Source organism: Ruminococcus sp. (assembly GCF_016283395.1).
Map to the genome: position 1 here is coordinate 20,664 of NZ_JAEEMU010000050.1, position 23,036 is coordinate 43,699.

General features: G+C 42.7%; 17 protein-coding genes. 15 read left to right on the top strand and 2 right to left on the bottom strand.

From position 1 onward, the window contains the following. The first annotated feature begins 65 nt into the window (after positions 1-65). From QZZ41_RS12950 to QZZ41_RS13005, 12 genes are all read left to right on the top strand, one after another. Positions 66-503 (top strand): NfeD family protein, encoded by a 438-nt coding sequence (locus QZZ41_RS12950; RefSeq protein ID WP_295072915.1) that lies wholly within the window; start codon positions 66-68, stop codon positions 501-503. A gap of 37 nt (positions 504-540) precedes the next feature. Continuing rightward, on the top strand, positions 541-1,557 hold the full coding sequence (locus tag QZZ41_RS12955) for an SPFH domain-containing protein (protein WP_295072918.1): 1,017 nt from the start codon (positions 541-543) through the stop codon (positions 1,555-1,557). 169 nt (positions 1,558-1,726) lie between these two features. Next, on the top strand, positions 1,727-2,914 hold the full coding sequence (locus QZZ41_RS12960; RefSeq protein WP_295072920.1) for a hypothetical protein: 1,188 nt from the start codon (positions 1,727-1,729) through the stop codon (positions 2,912-2,914). Positions 2,915-3,222: 308 nt separating this feature from the next. Continuing rightward, positions 3,223-4,623, top strand: coding sequence for an MBOAT family protein (locus QZZ41_RS12965; RefSeq protein WP_295072923.1), 1,401 nt, complete (start codon positions 3,223-3,225; stop codon positions 4,621-4,623). 15 nt (positions 4,624-4,638) lie between these two features. Next, entirely contained in the window at positions 4,639-6,120 is a 1,482-nt protein-coding gene (locus QZZ41_RS12970) for a DHHW family protein (protein WP_295072926.1), read from the top strand. Positions 6,121-6,129: 9 nt separating this feature from the next. Continuing rightward, positions 6,130-7,926: an HAD family hydrolase gene (locus tag QZZ41_RS12975; RefSeq protein ID WP_295072929.1), complete on the top strand. Its 1,797-nt coding sequence runs from the start codon at positions 6,130-6,132 to the stop codon at positions 7,924-7,926. Then, complete coding sequence (locus QZZ41_RS12980) at positions 7,923-8,165, top strand: acyl carrier protein (protein WP_295072931.1); 243 nt, start codon at positions 7,923-7,925, stop codon at positions 8,163-8,165. The genes QZZ41_RS12975 and QZZ41_RS12980 overlap by 4 nt, the downstream gene beginning before the upstream one ends. Then, a complete protein-coding gene (locus QZZ41_RS12985; protein WP_295072934.1) occupies positions 8,165-9,025 on the top strand; it encodes a metallophosphoesterase in 861 nt (286 codons plus the stop codon). Before QZZ41_RS12980 ends, QZZ41_RS12985 begins: the two co-directional genes overlap by 1 nt. 145 nt (positions 9,026-9,170) lie before the next feature. After that, positions 9,171-9,932, top strand: a complete 762-nt coding sequence (gene rlmB / locus QZZ41_RS12990; RefSeq protein WP_295072936.1) for a 23S rRNA (guanosine(2251)-2'-O)-methyltransferase RlmB — start codon at positions 9,171-9,173, stop codon at positions 9,930-9,932. A 10-nt stretch (positions 9,933-9,942) separates the two neighbouring features. Further along, positions 9,943-12,474: a hypothetical protein gene (locus tag QZZ41_RS12995; protein WP_295072939.1), complete on the top strand. Its 2,532-nt coding sequence runs from the start codon at positions 9,943-9,945 to the stop codon at positions 12,472-12,474. A gap of 67 nt (positions 12,475-12,541) precedes the next feature. After that, complete coding sequence (locus tag QZZ41_RS13000) at positions 12,542-13,951, top strand: LCP family protein (protein WP_295072941.1); 1,410 nt, start codon at positions 12,542-12,544, stop codon at positions 13,949-13,951. 115 nt (positions 13,952-14,066) lie between these two features. Beyond that, positions 14,067-14,582, top strand: coding sequence for a GNAT family N-acetyltransferase (locus QZZ41_RS13005; RefSeq protein WP_295072944.1), 516 nt, complete (start codon positions 14,067-14,069; stop codon positions 14,580-14,582). Between the two features lie 35 nt (positions 14,583-14,617). On the opposite strand, the gene QZZ41_RS13010 is transcribed toward QZZ41_RS13005, so the two are convergent. After that, a complete protein-coding gene (locus QZZ41_RS13010) occupies positions 14,618-15,889 on the bottom strand; it encodes an aminotransferase class I/II-fold pyridoxal phosphate-dependent enzyme (RefSeq protein WP_295072948.1) in 1,272 nt (423 codons plus the stop codon). Positions 15,890-16,220: 331 nt separating this feature from the next. Here QZZ41_RS13010 and QZZ41_RS13015 point away from each other — a divergent pair, with 331 nt between their 5' ends. Together QZZ41_RS13015 and QZZ41_RS13020 are read left to right on the top strand one after the other, a co-directional pair. Continuing rightward, positions 16,221-17,792, top strand: a complete 1,572-nt coding sequence (locus tag QZZ41_RS13015) for a transglutaminase domain-containing protein (protein WP_295072950.1) — start codon at positions 16,221-16,223, stop codon at positions 17,790-17,792. Positions 17,793-18,086: 294 nt separating this feature from the next. Next, the gene (locus QZZ41_RS13020; RefSeq protein ID WP_295072952.1) at positions 18,087-18,881 is read left to right on the top strand and encodes a hypothetical protein; all 795 of its coding nucleotides are present in this window, start codon (positions 18,087-18,089) and stop codon (positions 18,879-18,881) included. A 292-nt stretch (positions 18,882-19,173) separates the two neighbouring features. On the opposite strand, the gene QZZ41_RS13025 is transcribed toward QZZ41_RS13020, so the two are convergent. Further along, positions 19,174-21,090 carry a glycoside hydrolase family 3 protein gene (locus QZZ41_RS13025; protein ID WP_295072955.1) on the bottom strand — a complete coding sequence of 639 codons (1,917 nt, stop codon included), beginning with the start codon at positions 21,088-21,090 and terminating at the stop codon, positions 19,174-19,176. A gap of 187 nt (positions 21,091-21,277) precedes the next feature. On the opposite strand from QZZ41_RS13025, the gene QZZ41_RS13030 reads away from it, so the two are divergent. Beyond that, a complete protein-coding gene (locus QZZ41_RS13030) occupies positions 21,278-22,783 on the top strand; it encodes a serpin family protein (RefSeq protein ID WP_295072958.1) in 1,506 nt (501 codons plus the stop codon). Positions 22,784-23,036 lie beyond the last annotated feature (253 nt).

Genomic DNA, 23,036 nt, shown 5'->3' on the forward strand with positions numbered 1-23,036 from the left:
TTTTGTGATATAATATTTCCTGTAGGGATTACTACAAATATTTTTTTGTGAAAGGGGGTCTCGTTATGGGTGTTCTGTTTTGGGCTTGTGCTGTTGTAGCTTTCGTTGTTGCCGAAGTCATCACCGTTCAGCTCGTTTCGATCTGGTTCGCTGCGGGTTCTATGGTAACTCTTCTGTTCAGCTATTTCTATAAGCTTAACGCCATTGAACAGCTTGGAATATTTATTATTTCTTCTTCAGTCTTCCTGCTGCTGAGTGTACCGTTCTTGCGAAATCGCAGAAAGAAAAAAGACTTCGTTGCTACCAATGCCGATCTTGACATAGGCAGGCACGCAACCGTTATTGAAGTTATAAACAGCGATAAAGGTACAGGACGAGTCACTTTAAATGGGGTAAGTTGGAGTGCCGTTCCTGAAAACGAAAACGAAATCATACCTGAGGGTACGATCGTTATCGTAAAACAAGTTATGGGCGCAAGACTACTCGTCGCACCAGAAGAGTAAAAACTAAATTCACTATTATTATTGGAGGTCTTAAAAAATGGATCCATTCAAAATCATTGTTTTGTTAGTAATTGTATTCCTGTTATTCGTTATCGTAAGATCATTCAGGATAGTTCCTCAGGCTCACGTATTCGTTATCGAGCGTCTCGGTTCTTTCCATGCTGAATGGGATACAGGTCTTCACATTCTCGTTCCTTTCATCGACAGAATCGCAGGTAAGGTTTCACTCAAGGAAAAAGTCGTTGACTTCAAGCCGCAGCCTGTTATCACAAAAGATAACGTTACCATGCAGATTGATACTGTTGTATTCTATCAGGTAACTGACGCTAAGCAATACATCTACGGTGTTGAAAGACCTCTCGCAGCTATCGAGAACCTTTCAGCTACAACACTCCGTAACATCATCGGTGAAATGGAACTCGATGCTACTCTTACTTCAAGAGACGTAATCAACTCAAAGATCACTGCTATCCTCGATATGGCTACTGACCGTTGGGGTATCAAGGTAAACCGCGTCGAGCTCAAGAATATCCTTCCTCCTCGTGAGATCCAGGACGCTATGGAAAAGCAGATGAAGGCTGAGCGTGAGCGTCGTGAAAAGATCCTTCAGGCTGAAGGTGACAAGAAGTCTCAGATCCTCGTTGCAGAAGGTGAAAAGGAATCTCAGATCCTCCGTGCACAGGCTAAGAAAGAGTCTCAGATCCTCGAAGCAGAAGCTCAGAAGCAGGCTATGATCCTCAAGGCTGACGCTGTAAGAGAGCAGAAGATACTTGAAGCTACCGGTGAATCAAAGGCTATCGAAATGGTTCAGCAGGCTCTTGCCGAGAGTATCGTAAAACTCAATCAGGCTAATCCTAATGAGAGAGTTATCCAGCTCAAGTCTCTTGAATCCTTCGCAAAGGCTGCTGACGGTAAGGCTACAAAGATCATTATCCCAAGTGAGATACAGGGTCTTGCAGGTCTTGCTATGGGACTCAAGTCCATCGTTGAAAAGGACACTGTTCCTGCAAAAGGCAGCAGCGAAACAAATTACCATGATTATCAGGCAAACTGAACTTAAACTTTCAAAATGCTTCCCTATTCGGGAAGCATTTTTTATTGCTCAATTAAAGAAAGTTTCATTGTCTGTCAATATGATCGCATAGATTTCAGCCAGTAACTGATGATATAATGGTATAAGGAGTAGTATTCACATCTTCCTGTTCTAAAAGGAGGTATCGCATATGAAAAAATTCATTTCTGTTATCACCTCAGTACTGACAGCTTTTTCTGCATCTTCCTTAAATGCTTTTGCCGACGGTTCACTTGATTTTTCGGATGATCTTATCACGCATAACACACACACAAGAATAGTTGGCGACCTTAATGAAGATGGAGAAATAAGTGTAGGCGACCTTGTTATAATGACACATATCATGCACGGAAACAGATCAGACGATTATAGAAGATATTATTACGACGAACTTGGGTATTCCGATCTGAATTTCGACCTTTCTACCGATATTTTTGACCTTATTGAACTCAGAAAGCTTGTAATATCTCCAGAAAAAGCCTTTAAAGTTGTTAGCGATGTCGATATTTTATCCTCAGCAAACAAAGCGACTGATGTCGCAGCCTTAATGAGGTCACCCGAGGATATAACTTCCTATCTGTCAGGCATAGGAACAAGCGAGGAAGAAATACAACAATATCTTGATATCTACGATGACGATTTCTTTAAGGATAGCGATGTTATCTTCGGCACACTTGTTCAGGAATACGGCAACGGCGTACATTTCTGTGCCCCTGACGCAGCTTTTATATTTGGAAGATTTGCAGAGGTTTTTGAACTTACCGAGGAATCAAAATTTGTACAAGCAGCCGAATTTTTTAATGTGGACATTGAAACTCTGAAAAATTCCAATATTTACACTCTCTTAACAGAACAGACGTATAATGAACACCCTATGCTTTATCCTAAAAACGATAAAATAATTCTTTTCCGTACAACCGTTCCAAAAGATATATATAACCAGTCAAATGGATTATGTTTTGTTTGGGATTTTGAATTATTCAGTCCTGAATATTATGCACACAGAATTGATTCGCCTGACGGGAAACATCATATTTATATTACCGCTGAAGTAAGTACTTTTATAGATGAATACTGTCGATATATATTTTTCTGGATAAATGGCGACGGAACATATGAGTACTATTGCTCTTATCATGGTGCCGAATGTTGCGATAAATTCAACTGTGACTATGTCCAGACAACAAATGATGAAGGTTTTATCGTTTATAAATTCAGCGATGACTGCAAGATAACATGGAAATATGGCGAAGCAATATTTGATTTAGACGTATATGGTTATGATTTGCGTAATGAATATAATTTAATTCATGAATTCAATATGTTTAATCCTTATTGATATGTTTTTTTACAAGAATCCCCTTTTTGAAAGGGGATTCTTTTCTGTCAAAAACTCAGCATAAAAAAACATCTTTTTTGTAGTTTGATACGATTTTTATAAAAAGTTGTTTATTTTTGAAAATCAATGTCATTTTCGCTTGCATTTCCACTGCTTTTGTTGTATAATATTCTGTGCAGGCTTGCAATGGTCTGTACGAGTTTTCAACTTTGATAATACTTTTATTACTTTACATTGCTCCGCCTGCTTTTACGCGGTATTACTACAGATAGATATAAAAAGATTATTTGCAACAAGGCGGTAGAACAATGGTTTTTTCGAGATTATTCTTTATATATATTTTTCTTCCTCTGTGCCTGCTGTGCTATGCTGTGGCACGAGGAACAAAAGCTAAAAATACGGTGTTGATCATTTTCTCACTTGTTTTCTATGCTTGGGGAGAACCCGTGTATATCTTCCTTATGCTCATTACTGCTGTCGTTAACTATTCAGCAGGTCTGCTCATCGGGAAGTATCAGGGTAAAAAGGGTGATACTGCGGCAACAGCAGCTGTTGTCGTTTATGACCTCCTCATGCTTGGAGTATTCAAGTACAGCGGTTTTATCGTGGAAAATATCAACGCCCTTTTTTCGTCCTCAATACCAGTTCCTGATATCAAGCTGCCTATAGGTATAAGTTTTTATACCTTCCAGACCATATCATATATCATAGACTGTCACTGGGAAAAGGTCAAGCCGCAGAAAAGCTTCAAGAACTTCCTGCTTTTCCTTACACTGTTCCCTCAGTTAGTGGCAGGTCCTATCGTAAGATACAGCACTATCGAAAAAGAGATCGAAGAACGCACTATTACTCTCAGCGATGTTTCATACGGTCTTAACAGAGTTGCACTGGGTCTCGGGAAAAAGGTGCTTTTAGCAAATCAGCTCAGCATTATCGCAGACAGCTTCCTCGGCAATATAGGAAACTCAACTATGCTGGGTGCATGGTACGGTGTTATTGCTTACGGCTTGCAGATATACTTTGATTTCTCGGGATATTCCGACATCGCTATCGGTCTCGGAAGAGTTTTCGGCTTCCATTTTGACGAGAACTTCAAGCACCCCTTCATATGCAAGGATATTACCGAATTCTGGCAGCGTTGGCACATATCTCTCAGCACATTTTTCCGCGACTATGTACTCTATATCCCTATATTCGGCAAGCGCAGAAAGTACGGCGGACTCTTCCTCGTATGGCTCTGCACAGGTATATGGCACGGTGCAAGCTGGAATTTCATAATATGGGGGCTTTATTACGGTATCTTTGTTTTCATCGAAATGAAAATAGGCAAGAAAAATATGAAGAAGATACCTATTGTTATCCGCCATATCTACAGCAAATTCGTTATATTCGTAGGCTTCGGAATATTCTATTTTGAGGAACTTGGCAAACTCGGCACATTCTTCAAAACTGCTTTTGGTTTCGGCAAAAACGGCTTCATCGCAGTACAGGACAAAATATCTCTCATGAACAATATGTACCTTATGATATTGGCTGTTATCTGCTGTTTCCCGATACTGAGCAGTATCAAAAACATTTCGGACAAGCATTATGTAACAAAGGTGACTGTTTCTTCGGCAGCTGCAATTGCTGCTGCTTTGCTGCTCATAGTTACAAGTGTTATGCTTGTCGATGCTACTACAAATCCGTTCCTTTATTTCAGATTTTAAAGAGGAAAACAACAAATGAGTGAGAATAATAAGAATACAACGTCCGAAAAAGATAAAAACCAGGACGCTGAAAAAAACTCTGTCCGTCCTGAGCCTGTTATATCAATAGCAGCTTCGGATCGTGAAAATACAGAGATAGATATACCTGTAAAGGCTAAAAAGCTCCGCAGAGAACGCAGAAAAAAGACCATGAACACTATCGCGCTCTCCAATATTATCCTTATGGGAGCTCTCCTTGCAGGCGGTTTTTCATACATGACACTGCTCCCCCATGAGACAAAAGCTGATGACGAAAACCGTATGCTGACCAAATTCCCGAAATTAACTGCAAAATCGTATGCAAGCGGTCAGTATACAGAGGGAATTGCTGATTATTTCGATGATACAGTCCATAACAGAGCTAATATAAAGGAGTTCATCGCTGATAATCTTATGCCGCTGAAAGGCAGAAAATACGGTGACGGTGATGACGGCGCAGAGCTTTACGGAAGCAGTGCCAAGAAAAATAAGTCCATGTCTGTCACTACGACAGCAAAGCCTTTTATATCCGAAGTCACAACAGCGACTACTGCTGTACAGGAGACGACTGAACCTGCTACGGAAGAACCTGCTCCAGCTGAGGGTGAGCTCACAAACAATATCCTTATCGTGAATAAACGCGGTATAACCCTCTACGGCGGCGGATGGGGCACAGAGCTGGAATATGCTTCGTATCTGAACGCTTACAAGGAAAAGCTTGGAAATGTCAACGTTTATTCTATGGTGCTGCCTACTTCCAGCTCATTCTATCTGCCTGACAACTATAAAGACCTTGCACACAGTGAGAAGGAAGATTTCGATAGCATTGACGGGGCATTGCAGAACGTTATGTCAGTTGATGCATATTCAGCCCTTATGGCTCATAAGGATGAGGCTATCTACTCACGTACAGATCATCACTGGCAGCCGCTCGGTGCTTATTACGCTGCTGAGAAATTCGCTCTCACCGCAGGTGTGCCGTTTGCAGACCTTTCAGAATATGAAACAGTTACGCTTCCAGGCTATGTCGGTACACTGTATATGTATACCCAGAGTGCTACCCTCCTCAATAATCCCGAGGACTTCGTTTACTACAAGCCAAAGGCACCTGTAACAGTAACTCAGTACGATACACATTTCCAGAATCCTGTTGTGGCTAATCTCCTGCTTGACCCGTCAAGTATGCCGAATTCGGGATACTATATGGTATTCGGCTCTGACGAGAGAATAGTCCATGTGAATACAGAGTGTAAGAACGGAAGAACTCTCGTTATTTTCAAGGACAGCTACGGAAACGCTCTCCTGCCTATGCTCACAAGCTCATTTGAGAACATCTATCTCTGCGATATCCGCTATTTCGAGCTTAATGCCATTGATTTCATAAATCAGGTGGGAGCTACAGACCTGCTGTTCTCAATGTGTTCGTTCTCAGCTGTCGGAGTAAACAGAAACAGTATATACAACAATCTTATCAGATAAGGAGACATAATGAAAGAGCTTGATTTTCCTTTTGATGCTGCCTATATAATGAGAAAAAAACGCGGTCTGCGCAAGGAGCTCCTCGGCGACGGCAGCAAACGCATAAAGAAAAAGATCGCTGTTCTCGGCGGCTCGACTACCGATCATATCGTTTCAGCTCTTGAGCTTTTCCTGCTGAATTCAGGCATTGAACCTGAGTTTTATCAGTCTGAATACAATAAATTCTACGAAGATGCTGTTTTCGGCAATGAAGAGCTTGACAGCTTCTCCCCTGATATAATCTATATCCATACAACTTCAAGAAATCTTACACTTATCCCTGACAGTCCTACGGAAACTGCCGAAAGTGTACAGTCAAAGCTCGATGAGCAGGAAGATATATTCAGACAGGTATGGGAAAGCCTCGAAAAGCGTTTCTCCTGCCCTGTTATACAGAATAATTTCGAGCTTCCGCTATTCCGCCGCTCAGGCAGCTTCGACGGCTGGAGCACCTGCGGACAGGCTGCTTTTATCCAGCGCATGAACGTTTTTGTGTCGGACTGGGCGCGTACACACAAAGGATTTTTCGTGAATGATATCAACTACCTTTCATCAGTCTGCGGACTAACAAAGTGGCATAATGCCGATGACTGGTATCTCTATAAATACGCCATGAGCACGGAAGTTATCCCTGACCTTGCCCACAGCATCGCCTGTATCATCAAGTCGGTATACGGCAAAAACAAAAAGGTCATTGACCTTGACCTTGATAATACCCTATGGGGAGGCGTTATCGGTGATGACGGTCAGGAAGGTATCGAGATAGGCCCTGAAACTGCCACAGGACAGTCATTCAGCGAATTTCAGTCATTTCTCAAGGGATATAAGGACTACGGCGTACTTCTTGCTGTTTGTTCCAAAAATGAAGAAGAAAATGCTCTTCTCGGATTAAAACACCCCAGCAGTATACTTGCTCCCGATGATTTTGTGTCCATAAAGGCAAACTGGCAGCCAAAAGATCAGAATATTGCAGAGTCGGCTGACGAACTGTCACTCGGTATCGACTCATTTGTGTTCGTTGACGATAATCCTGCGGAATGTGCCATTGTTGAGGGACAGCTGCCGTCAGTACAGACAATTCCCGTAACAAGCGTCCACGATGCTATGTATATGCTTTCAAGAAGCGGATTTTTCGAGATTACTTCCCTTTCCGCCGATGATATGCACCGCTCGGAGATGTATGCTGCAAATGCCAAAAGAGCTGCTCAGCAGAAGCAGTTCGGAAGCTATGCCGATTATCTGCTCAGTCTCGATATGACGGCAGAAATAAGCGGATTTGAGCCTGTTTACATTCAGCGTGTGACTCAGCTCACCAACAAGAGCAATCAGTTCAACCTTACTACAAGACGCTATACTGAAAATGAGATACAGCAGCTAAGCATCAGCAGCGACTATATCTGTCTCTGCGGTCAGCTCAGTGATAAATTCGGCGACAACGGTATAGTTTCGGTCGTTATCGGAAAAATAAATGGCAACGCCCTTGATATCGAGCTGTGGCTCATGAGCTGCCGCGTTTTAAAACGTGATATGGAGCTTGCTATGCTGGACGAGCTTGTAAGTCAGGCTAAGGCTAAGGATATCACAAGGCTCAACGGCTATTACTACAAAACCGCAAAGAACAATATGGTATCGGAGCTTTACGGTGATTTCGGCTTCTCTCTTGATGAAAAAGCCGAAAACGGAGACTCTGTATGGCACCTTGATATCACTGACTATAAAGAGAAAAATAAAGTCATAAAAACAAAAGAAAAGGAGCTTATAAAATGAATACTAACGAAATAATCCCAAGACTTAATGAGGTTTTCCGCGATGTTTTCGGAGACTCTTCTATCTCAGTCACAGCTTCTACTACAGCTGATGATATAGATGACTGGGACAGCATCGAGCATATCAACCTCATCGGTGCTGTTGAAGCTGAATTCGGTATGCGCTTCAAGATGCGCGAGGTATCAGGCATGAAGAATGTGGGAGAAATGATAAACATTATTTCAGAAAGAGGAAAATAATGGGTAAGAAATTATCCCCAAAAGCTAAAAAAAGACTCAGAATACTCCTTATACTGTTTATTTTCTATGTTATCCTCACTGCATGGGGATATGTGATGCAGACTGTAAAGTACAAGGTAAAGTCCGACAAGCTTGACAAAGGGCTGAGGATAGTATTCATCTCCGATCTGCATAACTGCTTTTACGGCGGTACAGATCAGTCGGCTCTCATTGACAGAGTACATGATGCCGCTCCCGATATCGTTGTATTCGGCGGAGATGTCATTGATATGTGGGGAGGTACGAAACACGCCCTCACCCTTATGAGAGCTCTCAGCAACGAGTATCCCTGCTTCTATTCCCCGGGCAACCACGAGGAAATGAGAAGCGATATCGAGGATTTTTACAATGAAGCAAGAAAGATATGTCCCGTACTTATGGGTGAAGATCACGCAGATATCACTGTAACCGGACAGGATATACGTCTTTTCGGTGCTATAAATGCTCAGGTCTGCTATAAGTATTCAACTCAGCTTCAGGAGTGTTTCGATGATCTTGACGATGAACATTACAATATACTCGTTGCTCATCAGCCAGAAGATATCGACTACTACCTCGGCGAAGGCTTCAATACCGATAAGGATTTCGACCTTATACTCTCGGGACACGCTCACGGCGGTCAGTGGAGGATTCCAAAGCTCCTCGATCAGGGACTTTATGCTCCGCAGCAGGGATTGTTCCCGAAATATACCACAGGTATGTATCATTACGGCGACACTGTACATATAATAAGCCGCGGACTTGCAAAGCCCCTCAGAATGATATTCATACCAAGAATTTTCAATCGTCCTGAGTTTTCTATCATAGATATAAACAGATAAAAATGCCTGTATTTCCGAGAAAAATAAAAAACACTTGTAATTTCAGACGAATAATGATATAATAGGAATGATATTTCGTTTTAAGTAAGTATCACAAAACACAGAACAAAAGGAGCATGGGCAGCTTTTGTGCCCTCTGTAAGATATGGAAAAAGAGAAAAATACTACAGAAGCGTCCGAAAATATAATATGCGGACGTAATCCCGTTATCGAAGCACTTAAATCAGGTGCTAACCTTGATACTATATATATCAACGGTAACGGCGGTAGCCTCGGTGTTATCCGCCGACTTGCAAAAGAAAAAGGCATCGTAGTAAAAGATGCCGATGATAAAAAGCTCTCAAGACTGTCAGGCGGTGCTTCTCATCAGGGCGTTGTTGCCGAAGGAGCCTGCGGTGAATATGTTTCCGTTGAGGATATCCTCGCTGTTTCACAGAAAAAAGGCACTAAGCCTTTCATCATCATCTGTGATGAGATCGAAGATCCCCATAATCTCGGTGCTATTATCCGTACTGCCGAAACATCGGGAGCTGACGGCGTTATTATCCCGAAGCGCAGAAGTGCTTCCCTTAACGCTACTGTTTTCAAGACATCAGCAGGCGCAGCAAATTATGTGCCTGTTGCAAGAGTCTCAAATCTTGCAAGCTGTATCGACACACTCAAGGAAAACGGCGTGTGGATATACGGCACCGATGCCTCGGGCACTGATTACTCAGAGACAGACTTCACAGGCGGAGTCGCTCTTATTATCGGCTCTGAGGGCTTCGGCATGAGCAAGCTTATACAGAAAAAATGCGATTTTATGATAAAACTCCCTATGCTTGGAAAAATAAATTCACTCAATGCTTCCGTCGCAGCAGGTATCTTTATGTATGAGGTGCTGCGTCAGCGCAGAGGCAATAACTAAGGAGATAATTATGTCGGAACAGAAACCATCGCTGGAGGCTATTCTTGACGAGTACTCTCCCGATAACAACGAACCAAAGACTAAAGTGGGCAGAGTAGATGCCCAGAAGATCATAAATTCAACTGTAGACTCACCCGACATCGTTCAGAAAGCAAAATCAAGACCTCCTGTTTCGCACGAGAAATCCGCGCTTTTTGACAACGCGCTCCGCAACGAACAGCCTGCGGACGCAGTCAAGCCTGCCGACCTTTCACGGCACAAGATAGCCGTTGTAAGCTCGGACTCAATGAGCGAGATACGGACAAATCCTCAGCGAAAGGTCATTCCGTCAGGTGTTGTCACCCCGGTACAGATGAATCCCGATGAAGCTCCCAAGATAAGGCGTATGAGTGAATCTACCCGTGCCAAGGAAGCTGACGGTAAAAAATATAAAAAGAAGCGCAAGGGCAAAAAGGATAACGACTATACCTACGCTAAGGAAACTCCTGACGGCGAGTATATGTATTCTCCTCCTGAGTTCAAAAAGAAAAAACGTACAAGGATACAGATAATACAGGCTGCCGAAAGTCCCGAGGGACGCAAGCAGATAACAGATATCGTTCCGTCACCTGCTGCTGTTGAGGCGGCAAAGCCTGTTGAGCCTGCTCCGAGAGCTGAGCTCACAAGCATCAACCTCAGCGAAAAGGCACAGATAGACGCAGGTCAGCTCGATGTACACATAACTCAGGAAGCTGACGAGTATATGTCGGTACATTCAAAGCGCAAACGAACAAAACGTATCGTTGACTTCAATTATTACGGCGATGTTGAAGATGTCGGACGAGATATATATGAGCTGAAAAGCACTATTTCCGTCAGAGTCGTAATTCTCGCTATGACGGCTTTTCTGAGCCTGTTCATCACTATATCCAATCAATTCCAGCTGCCGCTGCTGGATTTTCTGAGTATGTCGCATATAAAGACATACCTCACCACACATCTGGTGCTGGGAGTTATATCCATACTCTCATCAATGGCAGTAATAACAAAGGGCGTAAAAAAACTTGTCAGCCTGAAAGCAGACAGCGATTCCATGACGGCAGTTACAGCTATTTCCTGCCTTATCGCTTTGATACCTGCATTTCTCAGACCAGATCTTGTCACGACCGAAAATATACACATCTATATGCCAGTGGGTATCCTTGCTCTGTTTATCAACGCAGTGGGCAAGCTCCTTATTATAAGGCGCGCAGCAAGGAATTTCAAATTCGTTTCAAAGAATTTCGACCGTCACGGCGTTACCTATGTTACAGATGAGGATCGTGCAGAACGTATAACACGCGGAACTCTCGGAGACTTCCCTATCCTTGCTTCCATGAGGAAAACGGACTTTCTCACCGATTTTCTGCGATATACCTATTCATCTGATATGACCGATGAATACTGCAAAAAGGCTACTCCTATATGCCTTATTGCTTCAATTATCGTTTCATTCTTCCTTACATTCTTCTGTAAGGGCACTTTCTTCAATCTTGACTCGGCTGCATTCGGTTTTTCAATATTCAGTATGCTCATATGCGCTACTTCATGTATCGCTATGCCTTTCGTAGTCAATATACCGCTGGAGAATGTTTCAAACAGTGCGATCAGGAACAAGGGCATAATGCTTGGATATCAGAGCGTAGACGACTTCTATGACACTAATTCCATTCTTGTTGACGCAGGCTCTCTTTTCCCTGAGGGTACTGTAAGACTTGACGGTATCAAGGTATTCTCGAATACAAAGCTTGATGAAGCACTTCTTGAGGCTGCAAGCCTTACTGCTACGGCAGGAAGCATAATGTCACAGCTCTTCACAGACGTTATCGCAGGCAGAAACGGTGTGCTCTACCCTATTGAAAACTACTCCTATGAGGAGGGTATGGGAATGTGCGGCTGGATAAACAACAAGAGAGTCCTTTTCGGAAACCGCGAGCTTATGACGAGCCACAACATCGAAGGAGTACCTACAAAAACTCAGGAAGCAGAAATGGTGGACGGCAAAAAGGACGCAATGTACCTTTCGATATCAGGCAATCTTGCTGCGATGTTCGTAGTTGATATAGTTGCTGACCGCTATGTGAAGAAATGGTCAAAGAAGCTCTGCAAGAATAAGATATGCTTATTCGTTAAGAGCATTGATCCATGCATCACTGTTAAAAAGCTCAATACGCTTTTCGGTATACCAGAGGATATGTCAAGGATACTTCCCAAAAAGCTCCATGAGGACTTCTACGAGGAGACCAAAAAGGCTGTACGTCTCAGCTCTTCAATGGCTACTACAGGTAAATTCTCCTCACTTGCCGAGCTTCTCATCGGCACTAAGGTAGTTCATACATCTGCTATAATAGGTCTTATCCTACAGACTGCCTCAATAATTCTCGGCTTCGGACTGTGTATGCTTCTGATACTTTCAAAGGCATTCCGCTCCAATTATGTGTATATGTCAGCTACCGCACTGACCGTCTATAATCTGGTTTGGGCTGCTGTCACATACATTGCCGTAAGCATCAAAAAAACATAAATAACCAAAGAACCTGTATCTTCCGCAACGTTGATACAGGTTCTTAAAGCATAGAAAGGACACAACCATGCCAAACAGATATAATGGCAAAAACCATGACGAAATAAAAAATACTGACGATGAGGATACAATGCTGCTGCCTGATGATCTTAACGATTACAGGCAATATCAGCAGCCCCGTCAGGAGCTTCCTCACCTGAGAAAGGTTGGAAGCACTCCTCAGCGTCCACAGCAGAAAAACGGTGAGAGGGTGTATACTTCAAATGATCCGCCGCAGTTCCCGCAATCAGGACAGCCACCTCAGTTTCCTCACAGCTCTGCTCCCCCACCGCCTATGCACCAGCAGTCAGGACAGTATTACGACTATAATCAGCAGCCGCCTCAGAACTACAGCGGATATTCTCAGACTCCGCCGCCTGCTGCACCTACAGCTCCGCCACCGCCGCAACGTCCTGCTTCACAGAACAGACCTGCCGCAGCTCCCGAGCCTGAACACCAGCCAAAAAAGAAAAATCGCAAGCATAAATCTCTTGCAAGAAAGATAATCGGCAGAGTAATAAAGTCATTACTTGTTCTTTTCCTGCTGTTATTCGGCATCTATTCATGTACATCTTTAAGCCTTATCAGCAAAATGAACCATGTTGAAACAGGCAACCGTACTCATTACGCAAATAATACAGGCAGAAGCCATGTACGCAGCGTACTTGTAATAGGTACTGACGGAAGAACAGATGACGACCGCGGACGTTCGGACTCTATGATACTTGTTTCCCTCAACAGCAAGACCAATGAGCTTATTATGACATCTTTCATGCGTGATTGCTATGTTGAGATACCAAATAACGGCTGGAACAAGCTCAATGCAGCTTATGCTTTCGGCGGTCCTGAGCTTCTCATGGACACTATCGAATATAACTTCGATGTACGTATCGACGATTATGTTTCTGTGGACTTTGCTTCATTCGTATCCGTTGTTGACTCAGTCGGCGGTATAGATATCGAAGTCAGCGATGAAGAAGCCGAGGAGATCAACGTTATCCTCATATCTGAGGTAAACGAGCTTATGGGCGATGACAGAATGTCAGACCTTCTTGACCACGGCGGAAAACTCCACCTTAACGGCAAACAGGCACTGTCCTACTCTCGTATACGTAAGGTGGGCAACAGCGATTTCGAGCGCACACAGCGTCAGCGTCGTGTAATGTCCCTTATCATCGCAAAACTCAAGTCATTCAGACCTTCAATGTTCAAGCGCCTTGCTTCTGACGTTATACCCGATGTTTCAACAAATATGTCAACTCTCGACGCTTATCTGCTCTCACTGAGACTGCCTTTCGCAGCAAGATACAAGATGAAGCAGATACAGATACCTGCCGAGGGTACATTCTACGGCGCAGATGTTGAAGTCGGAAACGTTCTGCAAGTTGACTTTGACGCAAATATGGACGTTATCGAAAGAGAAGTATTTGCAAAATAATCCAGAATACACCAAAAGCCATAGTAATTAAAGAATACTATGGCTTTTTTATTGACACGGGCAGCATATTGAGATATAATTCTTATTATAATGATATATGATTTGAGGTGCTGCTATGACTGAACTATTTTCAACAGAAAGACTGACTGTAAGAAAATTCACTCCAGACGATCACAGTGATCTTGCTGATATACTTACAGATAAGGAAGTAACATATTTTGAACCATATGAGACCTTCACAAGAGAAGCCTGCGTGCAGGAAGCTATCAACTTCTCGGAAAGTGATGAATTCTTTGCTGTTGTGCATAACGGCAAGGTCATAGGGAAAATATACTTTTCACCAAGAGAATGTGGAAGCTATGAAATAGGATATACGTTCAATCTCTCTTATCAGGGACATGGATTTGCTTCAGAGAGCTTACGCGGAATGATCGCTTATGCCTTTAATACTCTCGGTGTGCGACGTATATTCGCTACTATCGACACAAGAAACGAAAAGTCATGGCGTTTAGCAGAAAGACTTGGTATGCGCAGAGAAGCGGAACATAAGGAGCTTTATCCACGCAAGGAAGATGAATCTGTTTACAACGATTTCTATGTTTATGCCATACTGAAAAAAGAGTTTGCATAACAGAAAACTCCCGAAACATCGGGAGTTTTGTTTTTTTATTCAGCAAGAAGCTTTTCAGCTGCTGCAATCTTTACGCATATCACAAACAGCTCCATTGCCTTTGCAAGATCCTCTATCGGAGGATATGTAGGAGCAAGTCTGATGTTCTTATCCTCTGGATCAACTCCGTATGGGAAAGTTGCACCTGCACCTGTAAGTGTTACACCTGCGTCCTTACAGAGCTGAACTATTCTCTTTGCACAGCCCTTAGGTGCATTGAATGAGATGAAGTATCCGCCCTCAGGTGTAGTCCATGTGCCAATACCGAGAGGTGCGATCTCACTCTGGAGCTTATCGCATACAAGACTGAACTTAGGAGCAATGATAGCCATGTGCTTCTTCATATGCTCAACCATATTTTCGTATGTACCAAAATACTTAACATGGCGCATCTGGTTCATTTTATCAAAACCGATGATGCTGATACCGAGGTACTTTTTAAGCTCTTCGATATTCTCCTTGCTTGCGCCCATTACTGCAACGCCTGCGCCTGGGAATGTCACCTTTGATGTAGAACCGAACATATAAACGATATTCTCGTTGCCGACCTTCTTGGCTTCATCAAGTATGTTGAGAATGTATTTAGGCTTATCTGTAAGATGATGTATACAGTAAGCATTATCCCAGAATATCCTGAAATCCTTTGCAGCAGGCTTGAGTGCAGCAAAACGCTTTACTGTCTCATCGCTGTATGAGATACCGTCAGGATTTGAATACTGCGGTACACACCAGATACCCTTTACAGCTTCGTCTTTTACGAGCTCCTCTACCATGTCCATATCAGGACCTGTTGAAGTCATAGGTACATTTATCATTTCTACGCCGAAGAACTCAGTCACCTTGAAGTGTCTGTCATAACCGGGTACAGGACAAAGGAACTTGATCTTTCCGCACTGTGACCACGGCTTGCTTCCGAGAATTCCTTTATTGAAAGCGCACTGCATTGAGAAGAACATTGCATTAAGGCTTGAATTACCGTAAATGATGACTTCATCAGGAGCAACGCCCAGCATATCCGAAAACAGCTTCTTTGCTTCGGGGATACCGTCAAGTATACCGTAATTGCGGACATCATTTCCGCACTCGCTCATAAAGTTTCCGTCATCGAAAGCCCTAAGCATATCAACGCTCAGCTCAAGCTGCTCCTTACACGGATTACCTCTTGCCATATTGAGACAAAGCCCCTGACCTTTAAAGTCGTTGTAGAGCTTCTCGTTCTCACTCTTGAACGAAGCGATCTCATCTTTTGTCATCTGGGATAAATTCATTATAAGGATCTCACCTTTCAAATATTTATGGTGCATAACAGCACAAAATCTCCAAATAAAAGTATATCACAGCATTGACACATTTTCAAGAGACAATATAACAAATTATAATCCTTGAAAACTTGTTTTTTTGTTGTTTTCGGCATTTGTGCCTATATATAGCGATATTCTCTTTTGGTATGGCTTATAGAACTGCAAAGTTAAATGTAAATGTTTAATGAAAAATCAGTAAAACCCATTGACTTTTATAGCAATTTTGTATATAATATATGTATATAGAAAAAGAATACATAGGGGATGGGAATTAATTGCTTCAATAGGAGGTATCTTTATGAAAAAATTAATCTCATCGACGATCTCTGTTATGACATCTATGGCTATACTTGCCTGCGGCTGCTTTAGCACAGCGTTTGCTGCCGGCGATTGGACATCAGACAATGCAGATATTATTGAGAATGAAACGTATCTCGGAGATTACGACATCTTCAAAGTTCAGCTATCGGACTATCCAGAACTGAAATCAAACTACTCAAGCGACTCTTACAATTACGGTGATATGCTTGACGAGAACAATCTCGCTGTATACGATGCCGTAAAAAATCTGACTGAGCCAACCAATCAGGGGTTCACGGTAACACTTCCGAATCCTGTCAGCGTAAAGCTGTCGTCCTCACCTTACTCAAGGACTTTCAAGGACGAAGATGCAGAAAAGCTGCAAAACGCATTCATTGAAAACTGCAAACCCGGACTTGACTGCGCATTTTTCGATATGCCCGAGCTCTACTGGGTAGACCCTTCACTATGGTCTATAGCTATCGGAAAAGACACAAGCTTCACTCCAAACTGGCCGATATCATCAGGCTATACCGCTCAGATATACAAGATCACTATCTATCCTGCTTATATGAGCTGCTTTGACTCAGCAGATGAAGCTAAGGAATACGGAGAAAGACTTGAAGAGGCTCTTGAAAAAGTTGATATCTCAGGCGAAACAAGATATGAAAAACTGAAAAGTATCCATGATTACATAGCTAATTTCACTAATTATGATACTGAGGCAAAATTCAGCAGTTCAGCACTTGGTGCTCTTGTTGAACCGGGAGTAGTTTGCGAGGGATATTCCGAAGCATTCAAACTCATATGTGACAGGCTTGACATCCCTTGTGTATGCGTTTTCGGTAATCTTAACGAAGAAGAACAATCCGCTCATATGTGGAATTATGTCAAAATGGAGGACGGTATCTGGTATGCCATGGACGTTACATGGGACGACCTTGACGGCAAGAACGGCCGTCAGATAAAGTATGATTACTTCCTGAAAGGCTCGAAGAACTTTAACAAAAATCATACTCCTGAGGCGATCTATACTATCACTCCTCTGAATTATCCCGAAATATCTGAGACTGATTATGTTTATACACCTCAGATAACTTCTTCAACCACCACATCTGCGACAACGACTACCACAACGACCACATCAAAGCTGACAACAACAACAACTACTACTACTACTTCAAAACCGACTACTACAACCACAACTACGACCACCACGACTACATCAAAACCTACCACTACTACAACTACAACTACATCAAAGCCTACGACAACGACAACAACGGTTACTTCTACAGAAACTTCCACATCTGCAACAAATACTTCGTCAGCTGCATCAACGACTTCAACAACTTCACAGACTACATCTACCACAACAACTACTGTGAAACCCGAAAAGCTCGTTGGCGATATCAACCATGACGGTGAAGTCAATATTGCAGACCTTGTTTACTTGCAGAGAGCTCTGCTTGGCAAGGTAAGACTACGCTCTATGTGCGACTGCAACGAAGACGGCGTTGCTGATGTTTTTGACCTTGTATTTTTAAGAAAACTTGTTATCAATCAATAATTGTTCTTCCATTTCAAAACGTCAGAGGCTCCGAACTTCTATCGGAGCCTTTGTACGTTAATGCCTCTTTACAATTACAGTGTTTTGTGTTATAATCCCTTGGGGTAAAAGTATTTTGCAATGCATAACAGCTGTTATGCAGCTCCCTGACATTCGGATATACAGGCTGTTTGCCGATACCTACTTTAAGAAAGGGCTTCATTTTATGAAGTATGATAGAATATGAAAGAACCTTCTCCAAAAACTAATAAGTATATACTTATTTTCACTTCATTATTCATGCGATGGGCAATTATGTTCATTATCATCTTTTCGCTGACATCTCTTATTGATATCATCAGCGGACAGAGATCCAATACTATAGCCTTTCGCGTGGTGTTTGCTGCAGTTGGCTCTGTGATAGCCAACCTTATAGCGCGGCTCATTATTCTTCCTCGGCTGAATAAGCAGTACAGCGTTTTCCGTAAGATACTGCAAAAGATAGCCGATTGCGGATACTCTGACGACGTTATCTCAAAAATGGAAGAGCAGCTCACATTCTGTCGTGCAGAACCGCGGAAATATACCGCCTATACCAATCAGTATGCCATGTTTCTTGCGGAAGCATATATGTCTCTGAGACAATTCGACAAAGCTGAGGAAAAACTTGAGATAGCCGACATTGACTTCATGCAGTTACAGGCTAAAAATCCCGAGTCTCTGCCTGCACAGCACAATATCGTAATGCTTTGCGTACTCTGGGTGCAGCTCTATGCAGGACGCAATGACAAAAAAATGCTGGAGGATCAGCTCAGGAACAGTGAGCGATATTTCGCAAAATACCGCGGCATGAACGAGATCACGGATTATTTTATGGATACGGCTTATTTTGAATCGCTAATGATACACGAGCAATACGAAAATGCCTTAAAGCTTCTGGACAAATATACCAAAGACGAGCAGCTTTCCTTCGGCGTTTTCCTCGATAAAGCCCGCTGCCTGAAAAAAATGGGCAGGCACGAAGACGCCAACTCATATTTCGATAAGGCTTACGAAACAGCCACTAATGACTGGCGCAGAAAAACAGTCGAATTAGAACGCGGTGTATAGCCACCTAACTATGACACTTAATATAGAAATTTAATATGAAATTATCGGGGAAAACCTTTCTGAAGAATGGTTCTTCCCCGAACCCCTTTCCAAAGACTTTTAGCTGATTTTTTCTATAACAGAGCCCCTTTGTAAGTATCTACAAAGGGGCAGCTCTTTTTATATGGCTCTGTTAAAGAAAAAATTAAATAACGGTCTTAAAAGAATCCAGAGAAATACTTCTTCAAAAGTTTCCCTAAATAGCTCATGTAAAAAAATTCTATATAAGTTCCACGGTTAAATGGAGGCATTATCAGTATTCAAGTCCGAAGCCTTTTTCTAACCAGCATTTATCCGTACCTATCTGGTCAACAGACTCATACCACGGGCTCGGAAGCTTTCCTGTGAACTTGCTTCCGCCGCAGAGCACATCTGCTACACCCTTGCCCTCAGAGCCCGGGAGATAGCACATTACCACGCTGTCCCAGCTGTCAAGGTCAGCCTTGTCGAGTATCACCTGTCTGCCTGCAACGATACAGGTAACAGTTGGTTTTCCGAGCTTTTTTGCTTCGTCAATAGCCATACGATTCTTTTCAAGTCCAAGCTTGCCGCAAAGCTCCATATCCTCTGTATCGCCGTTCCACTCGGAGTAGACCTGTTCACCCACAACGTTTACAACAACATCTGCTTTCTCGGCTTCCTTTGGATTTGTTATAACGGTAATACCGTACTCCTCGGCAACTTCCTTGAAGCCTTCAAGTATGGTAGTTGCTCCCGGGATATCCTTTGTGTAGCTCTCAGCCCAGTCAAGAGTCCAGCCGCCGCACTGTGCGCTTGCATCGTCGGAAGCAGGACCTATAACATATACAGATGAACCGCTCTTTATAGGAAGGACACTATTCTCATTTTTCAGCAGCACAAGACTCTCCTCAACAAGCTTTTCAGCCACCTCTCTGTATTCCTTTGAGCCTGTTTCCTTCTGCTTTGTGGCAGACTTCTCAAACAACGGATCATCAAAATAACCGTAGTCCTTCTTTACCTTGATTATACGTGTAACTGCATCGTTTACACGCTCCTCGGTTATATCACCGTTTTTAACAGCGTCGATGATAACATCTCTTGCTTCGTCAAACTTGTTTGGCTCCATGAGCATATCTATACCTGCATTTATAGCAGCTATGACCTGCTCCTCATATGACTTGTCAGGTATATTCTGGATAGACTCCCAGTCGCTGACGATAAAGCCCTCAAAGCCCATTTCTTCCTTGAGCATCATTATGTACTTCTTGTTCTCGTGCATCTTGACACCGTTAAGTGAAGCATGGCTTATCATTATAGTCTGTGTACCTGCGTCTATCATATCCTGATATACTTTCAGAAGCTTGTCTATCTCATCATCTGAAAGTGTAGCCTCGCCGCGGTCGATAAGTCTGTCAACGAACTGTTCACCGTTCATTGAGTCCTCACCTGTACCGTATGCGGCACTTCCCTCTGCAAAGAAGTGCTTTGCACAGGTAATTCCGCCGCCGTCGATATAGCCCTTTATGTACGAAGAACCGAGCTTTGATATGATATCAAGATCAGAGCTGTAGCACTCGTATGTACGTCCCCAGCGAGGATCAACAGAGGGGGTGACCACAGGGAAGAAATTCCACGGGATATGACATATTTTTGCTTCATCAGCAACTATCTGTCCCATTTTATATGTGAGTTCCTCATCGTTGGCTGCTCCGATACCGATATTATGTGGGAATATTACAGAGTCAAGGCAATAATTCACGCCGTGAGCGTGATCCATTCCGTATATGAAAGGTATACCTGCTTCTGAATTTATAGCACCTTTCTGGAGCTCATTCGTCATCTCCTGCCACTCCTGACAAGTGAATTCCATACCCGAAAGCTCACCGAGAACGCTGCCGAAATCCTCCTCTTTCATAATAGCTTCGGGCTCATCTGCGACCATATATATAGCAGGCTGAACCATTTGAGCTGCTTTCTGCTCAAGAGTGAGCTGTGCAACTATCTCCTCGGGAGTCATGGAAGCATACTTTTCATATTTTAACTGCGCATCACTGCTTTTTTCTGTTGTAACCTCAGCAGCAGTCGTTGTTGTTTCAGCAGCCTGTGTTGTTTCAGCATTTTCAGTACTGTTTTTGCCTTTTTCGTCTGAACATGATGCTAAAACCGTTATCATTGCAAGTGATAATAATAATGAAACGACCTTTTTCATAGTTTTTCTCCTTTATGATAAAAACGAACTTAAATAGTATATAAATTATACCATGAGCAGGAATTTTTGTCAAACAAGTTATGTTCACAGAATGTTTACATTCAAAGCCGCACATCTCCCCTTCTTTTACGTTAATGTATATGAAAAGTGAATGATTTCGCTAAAGTAAATAAGAGGAGGTTTTTATATGAAATTCATAAAGCTCATTTCAGCAGTTATGGCTGCTTGTATTGCAATTCCAGCAGGTATCGCAGGAACTGTCAGCGCACTTGAAGAGCCGATAAAAGGCGATGTAAACGGTGACACTTCCTTCAATCTTGCTGACATGGTAATGTATCAGCGTTGGCTCAAAGGCAGCGGTGAACTCAAAAACATCAGCAATGCCGATGTAAACGAGGACGGCGAACTTGATATATTCGACCTTAGTGCAATGAGAAAAATGCTTATCGAGTGTATCGGCAGTGTCCCCGTGCCGAGTTATGCTCCAAATTCAAGAAATCTCTGTGCAGGCATAAACAAGTCCGCTGTAGAAGGTAAAGACGCTGACGAAAAATTCATCGAAAGTCAGATGAAATTCACTGTAGATATGCTGAAAGCCACTACAAAACAGGGCGAAAACAGTATGATCTCTCCTTATTCCATAATGCAGGCTCTGGCAATGACAGCCAACGGTGCTAACGGCAAGACTCTTGAAGAAATGGAACAAGTCCTCGGCAACGGAATGTCCATAGAGGAACTTGACCAATACCTGCTTGCTCAGCGCAAAAGAACTATTAACCCCAAAGAATCAGAATATAACAAGTGGTCAATGAGTACAGCTAATTCTATCTGGGCTATCAACAATCCTTATCGTATACAGGCACGCCCCGAGTTTATCCAGAAATGCGTTGACTACTACGATAGTGAGTACTACGTAGCACCTTTCGATGATACAACTCTTGATGACGTAAACGGCTGGGTAAACGAAAAGACTCACAAGATGATACCGAGTATCCTCAATCAAATCAGCGATGACGATGTTATGTACCTTGTTAACGCTGTTGCTTTCGAGGCAGAATGGATGGAGCAATACGAAAAATATCAGATCAAAGACGATAAATTCACTGCTGCCAACGGCACAGAGCAGGAGGCTAAAATGCTTTGCAGCGATGAAGTCTATATCGGCGACGAAGATACCGACGGTATGCTGAAATACTACAGCGGCGGAAAATATGCCTTTGCAGCTCTTCTCCCCAAAGAAGGCACTTCCGTTGAACAGTATGTGGCAGACCTTACTCCCGAAAAGCTCAGCAATATCCTCGGCAGCTACAAGGATAATTACGAAAAAGCTCAGGTAAAACTACCTAAGTTCAAATGCGAATACGGAGAAGATATTTCAGACTATCTGATAAACATGGGTATGCCAACTGCTTTCAACAGGGGTGATGAAACTGCTGATTTTACAAATATGTCTGCTATTGCAGACGTACACCCTATCTGCATAGGCTATGTAATCCACAAGACATTCATAGACCTTGACGAAAACGGCACAAAGGCTGCTGCTGCGACCCTTGTGGCTATGCAGGACAATGCAGTATCCATAGAGCCTAAGATCAAAAAGGAAGTTATCCTTGACAGACCTTTTGTTTATTGTATCATAGATACACAGACATCAATCCCTGTTTTCATCGGCGTACTCAATTCACTCTCATAAGCTGTAACTGCACTTTGCAGCTTTAATAAAACATATCCTGTAAGGGGGATAATCAGAAGGGGGACTTTTTTCAAAGTTCCCCTGTTTTTAAGACTGCACAACTGCTTATTAAGCAGTATTGCCGCTGGTTAACCGGCATTAACACTATATATTCGTCCGTATAGGCGGACAAAATAATTCCTAATTACGAAATTTCAAAAAAATTCTCTCCTTGGTTGCTTTATTTATTATTATGTGTTATAATGTAATAATG

Excerpts from the sequence above, each read along its gene's own strand:
- QZZ41_RS12950 (WP_295072915.1), top strand. The coding sequence starts at position 66 with ATGGGTGTTCTGTTTTGGGCTTGTGCTGTTGTAGCTTTCGTTGTTGCC.
- QZZ41_RS12955 (WP_295072918.1), top strand. The coding sequence starts at position 541 with ATGGATCCATTCAAAATCATTGTTTTGTTAGTAATTGTATTCCTGTTA.
- QZZ41_RS12960 (WP_295072920.1), top strand. The coding sequence starts at position 1,727 with ATGAAAAAATTCATTTCTGTTATCACCTCAGTACTGACAGCTTTTTCT.
- QZZ41_RS12965 (WP_295072923.1), top strand. The coding sequence starts at position 3,223 with ATGGTTTTTTCGAGATTATTCTTTATATATATTTTTCTTCCTCTGTGC.
- QZZ41_RS12970 (WP_295072926.1), top strand. The coding sequence starts at position 4,639 with ATGAGTGAGAATAATAAGAATACAACGTCCGAAAAAGATAAAAACCAG.
- QZZ41_RS12975 (WP_295072929.1), top strand. The coding sequence starts at position 6,130 with ATGAAAGAGCTTGATTTTCCTTTTGATGCTGCCTATATAATGAGAAAA.
- QZZ41_RS12980 (WP_295072931.1), top strand. The coding sequence starts at position 7,923 with ATGAATACTAACGAAATAATCCCAAGACTTAATGAGGTTTTCCGCGAT.
- QZZ41_RS12985 (WP_295072934.1), top strand. The coding sequence starts at position 8,165 with ATGGGTAAGAAATTATCCCCAAAAGCTAAAAAAAGACTCAGAATACTC.
- rlmB (WP_295072936.1), top strand. The coding sequence starts at position 9,171 with ATGGAAAAAGAGAAAAATACTACAGAAGCGTCCGAAAATATAATATGC.
- QZZ41_RS12995 (WP_295072939.1), top strand. The coding sequence starts at position 9,943 with ATGTCGGAACAGAAACCATCGCTGGAGGCTATTCTTGACGAGTACTCT.
- QZZ41_RS13000 (WP_295072941.1), top strand. The coding sequence starts at position 12,542 with ATGCCAAACAGATATAATGGCAAAAACCATGACGAAATAAAAAATACT.
- QZZ41_RS13005 (WP_295072944.1), top strand. The coding sequence starts at position 14,067 with ATGACTGAACTATTTTCAACAGAAAGACTGACTGTAAGAAAATTCACT.
- QZZ41_RS13010 (WP_295072948.1), bottom strand. The coding sequence starts at position 15,889 with ATGAATTTATCCCAGATGACAAAAGATGAGATCGCTTCGTTCAAGAGT.
- QZZ41_RS13015 (WP_295072950.1), top strand. The coding sequence starts at position 16,221 with ATGAAAAAATTAATCTCATCGACGATCTCTGTTATGACATCTATGGCT.
- QZZ41_RS13020 (WP_295072952.1), top strand. The coding sequence starts at position 18,087 with ATGTTCATTATCATCTTTTCGCTGACATCTCTTATTGATATCATCAGC.
- QZZ41_RS13025 (WP_295072955.1), bottom strand. The coding sequence starts at position 21,090 with ATGAAAAAGGTCGTTTCATTATTATTATCACTTGCAATGATAACGGTT.
- QZZ41_RS13030 (WP_295072958.1), top strand. The coding sequence starts at position 21,278 with ATGAAATTCATAAAGCTCATTTCAGCAGTTATGGCTGCTTGTATTGCA.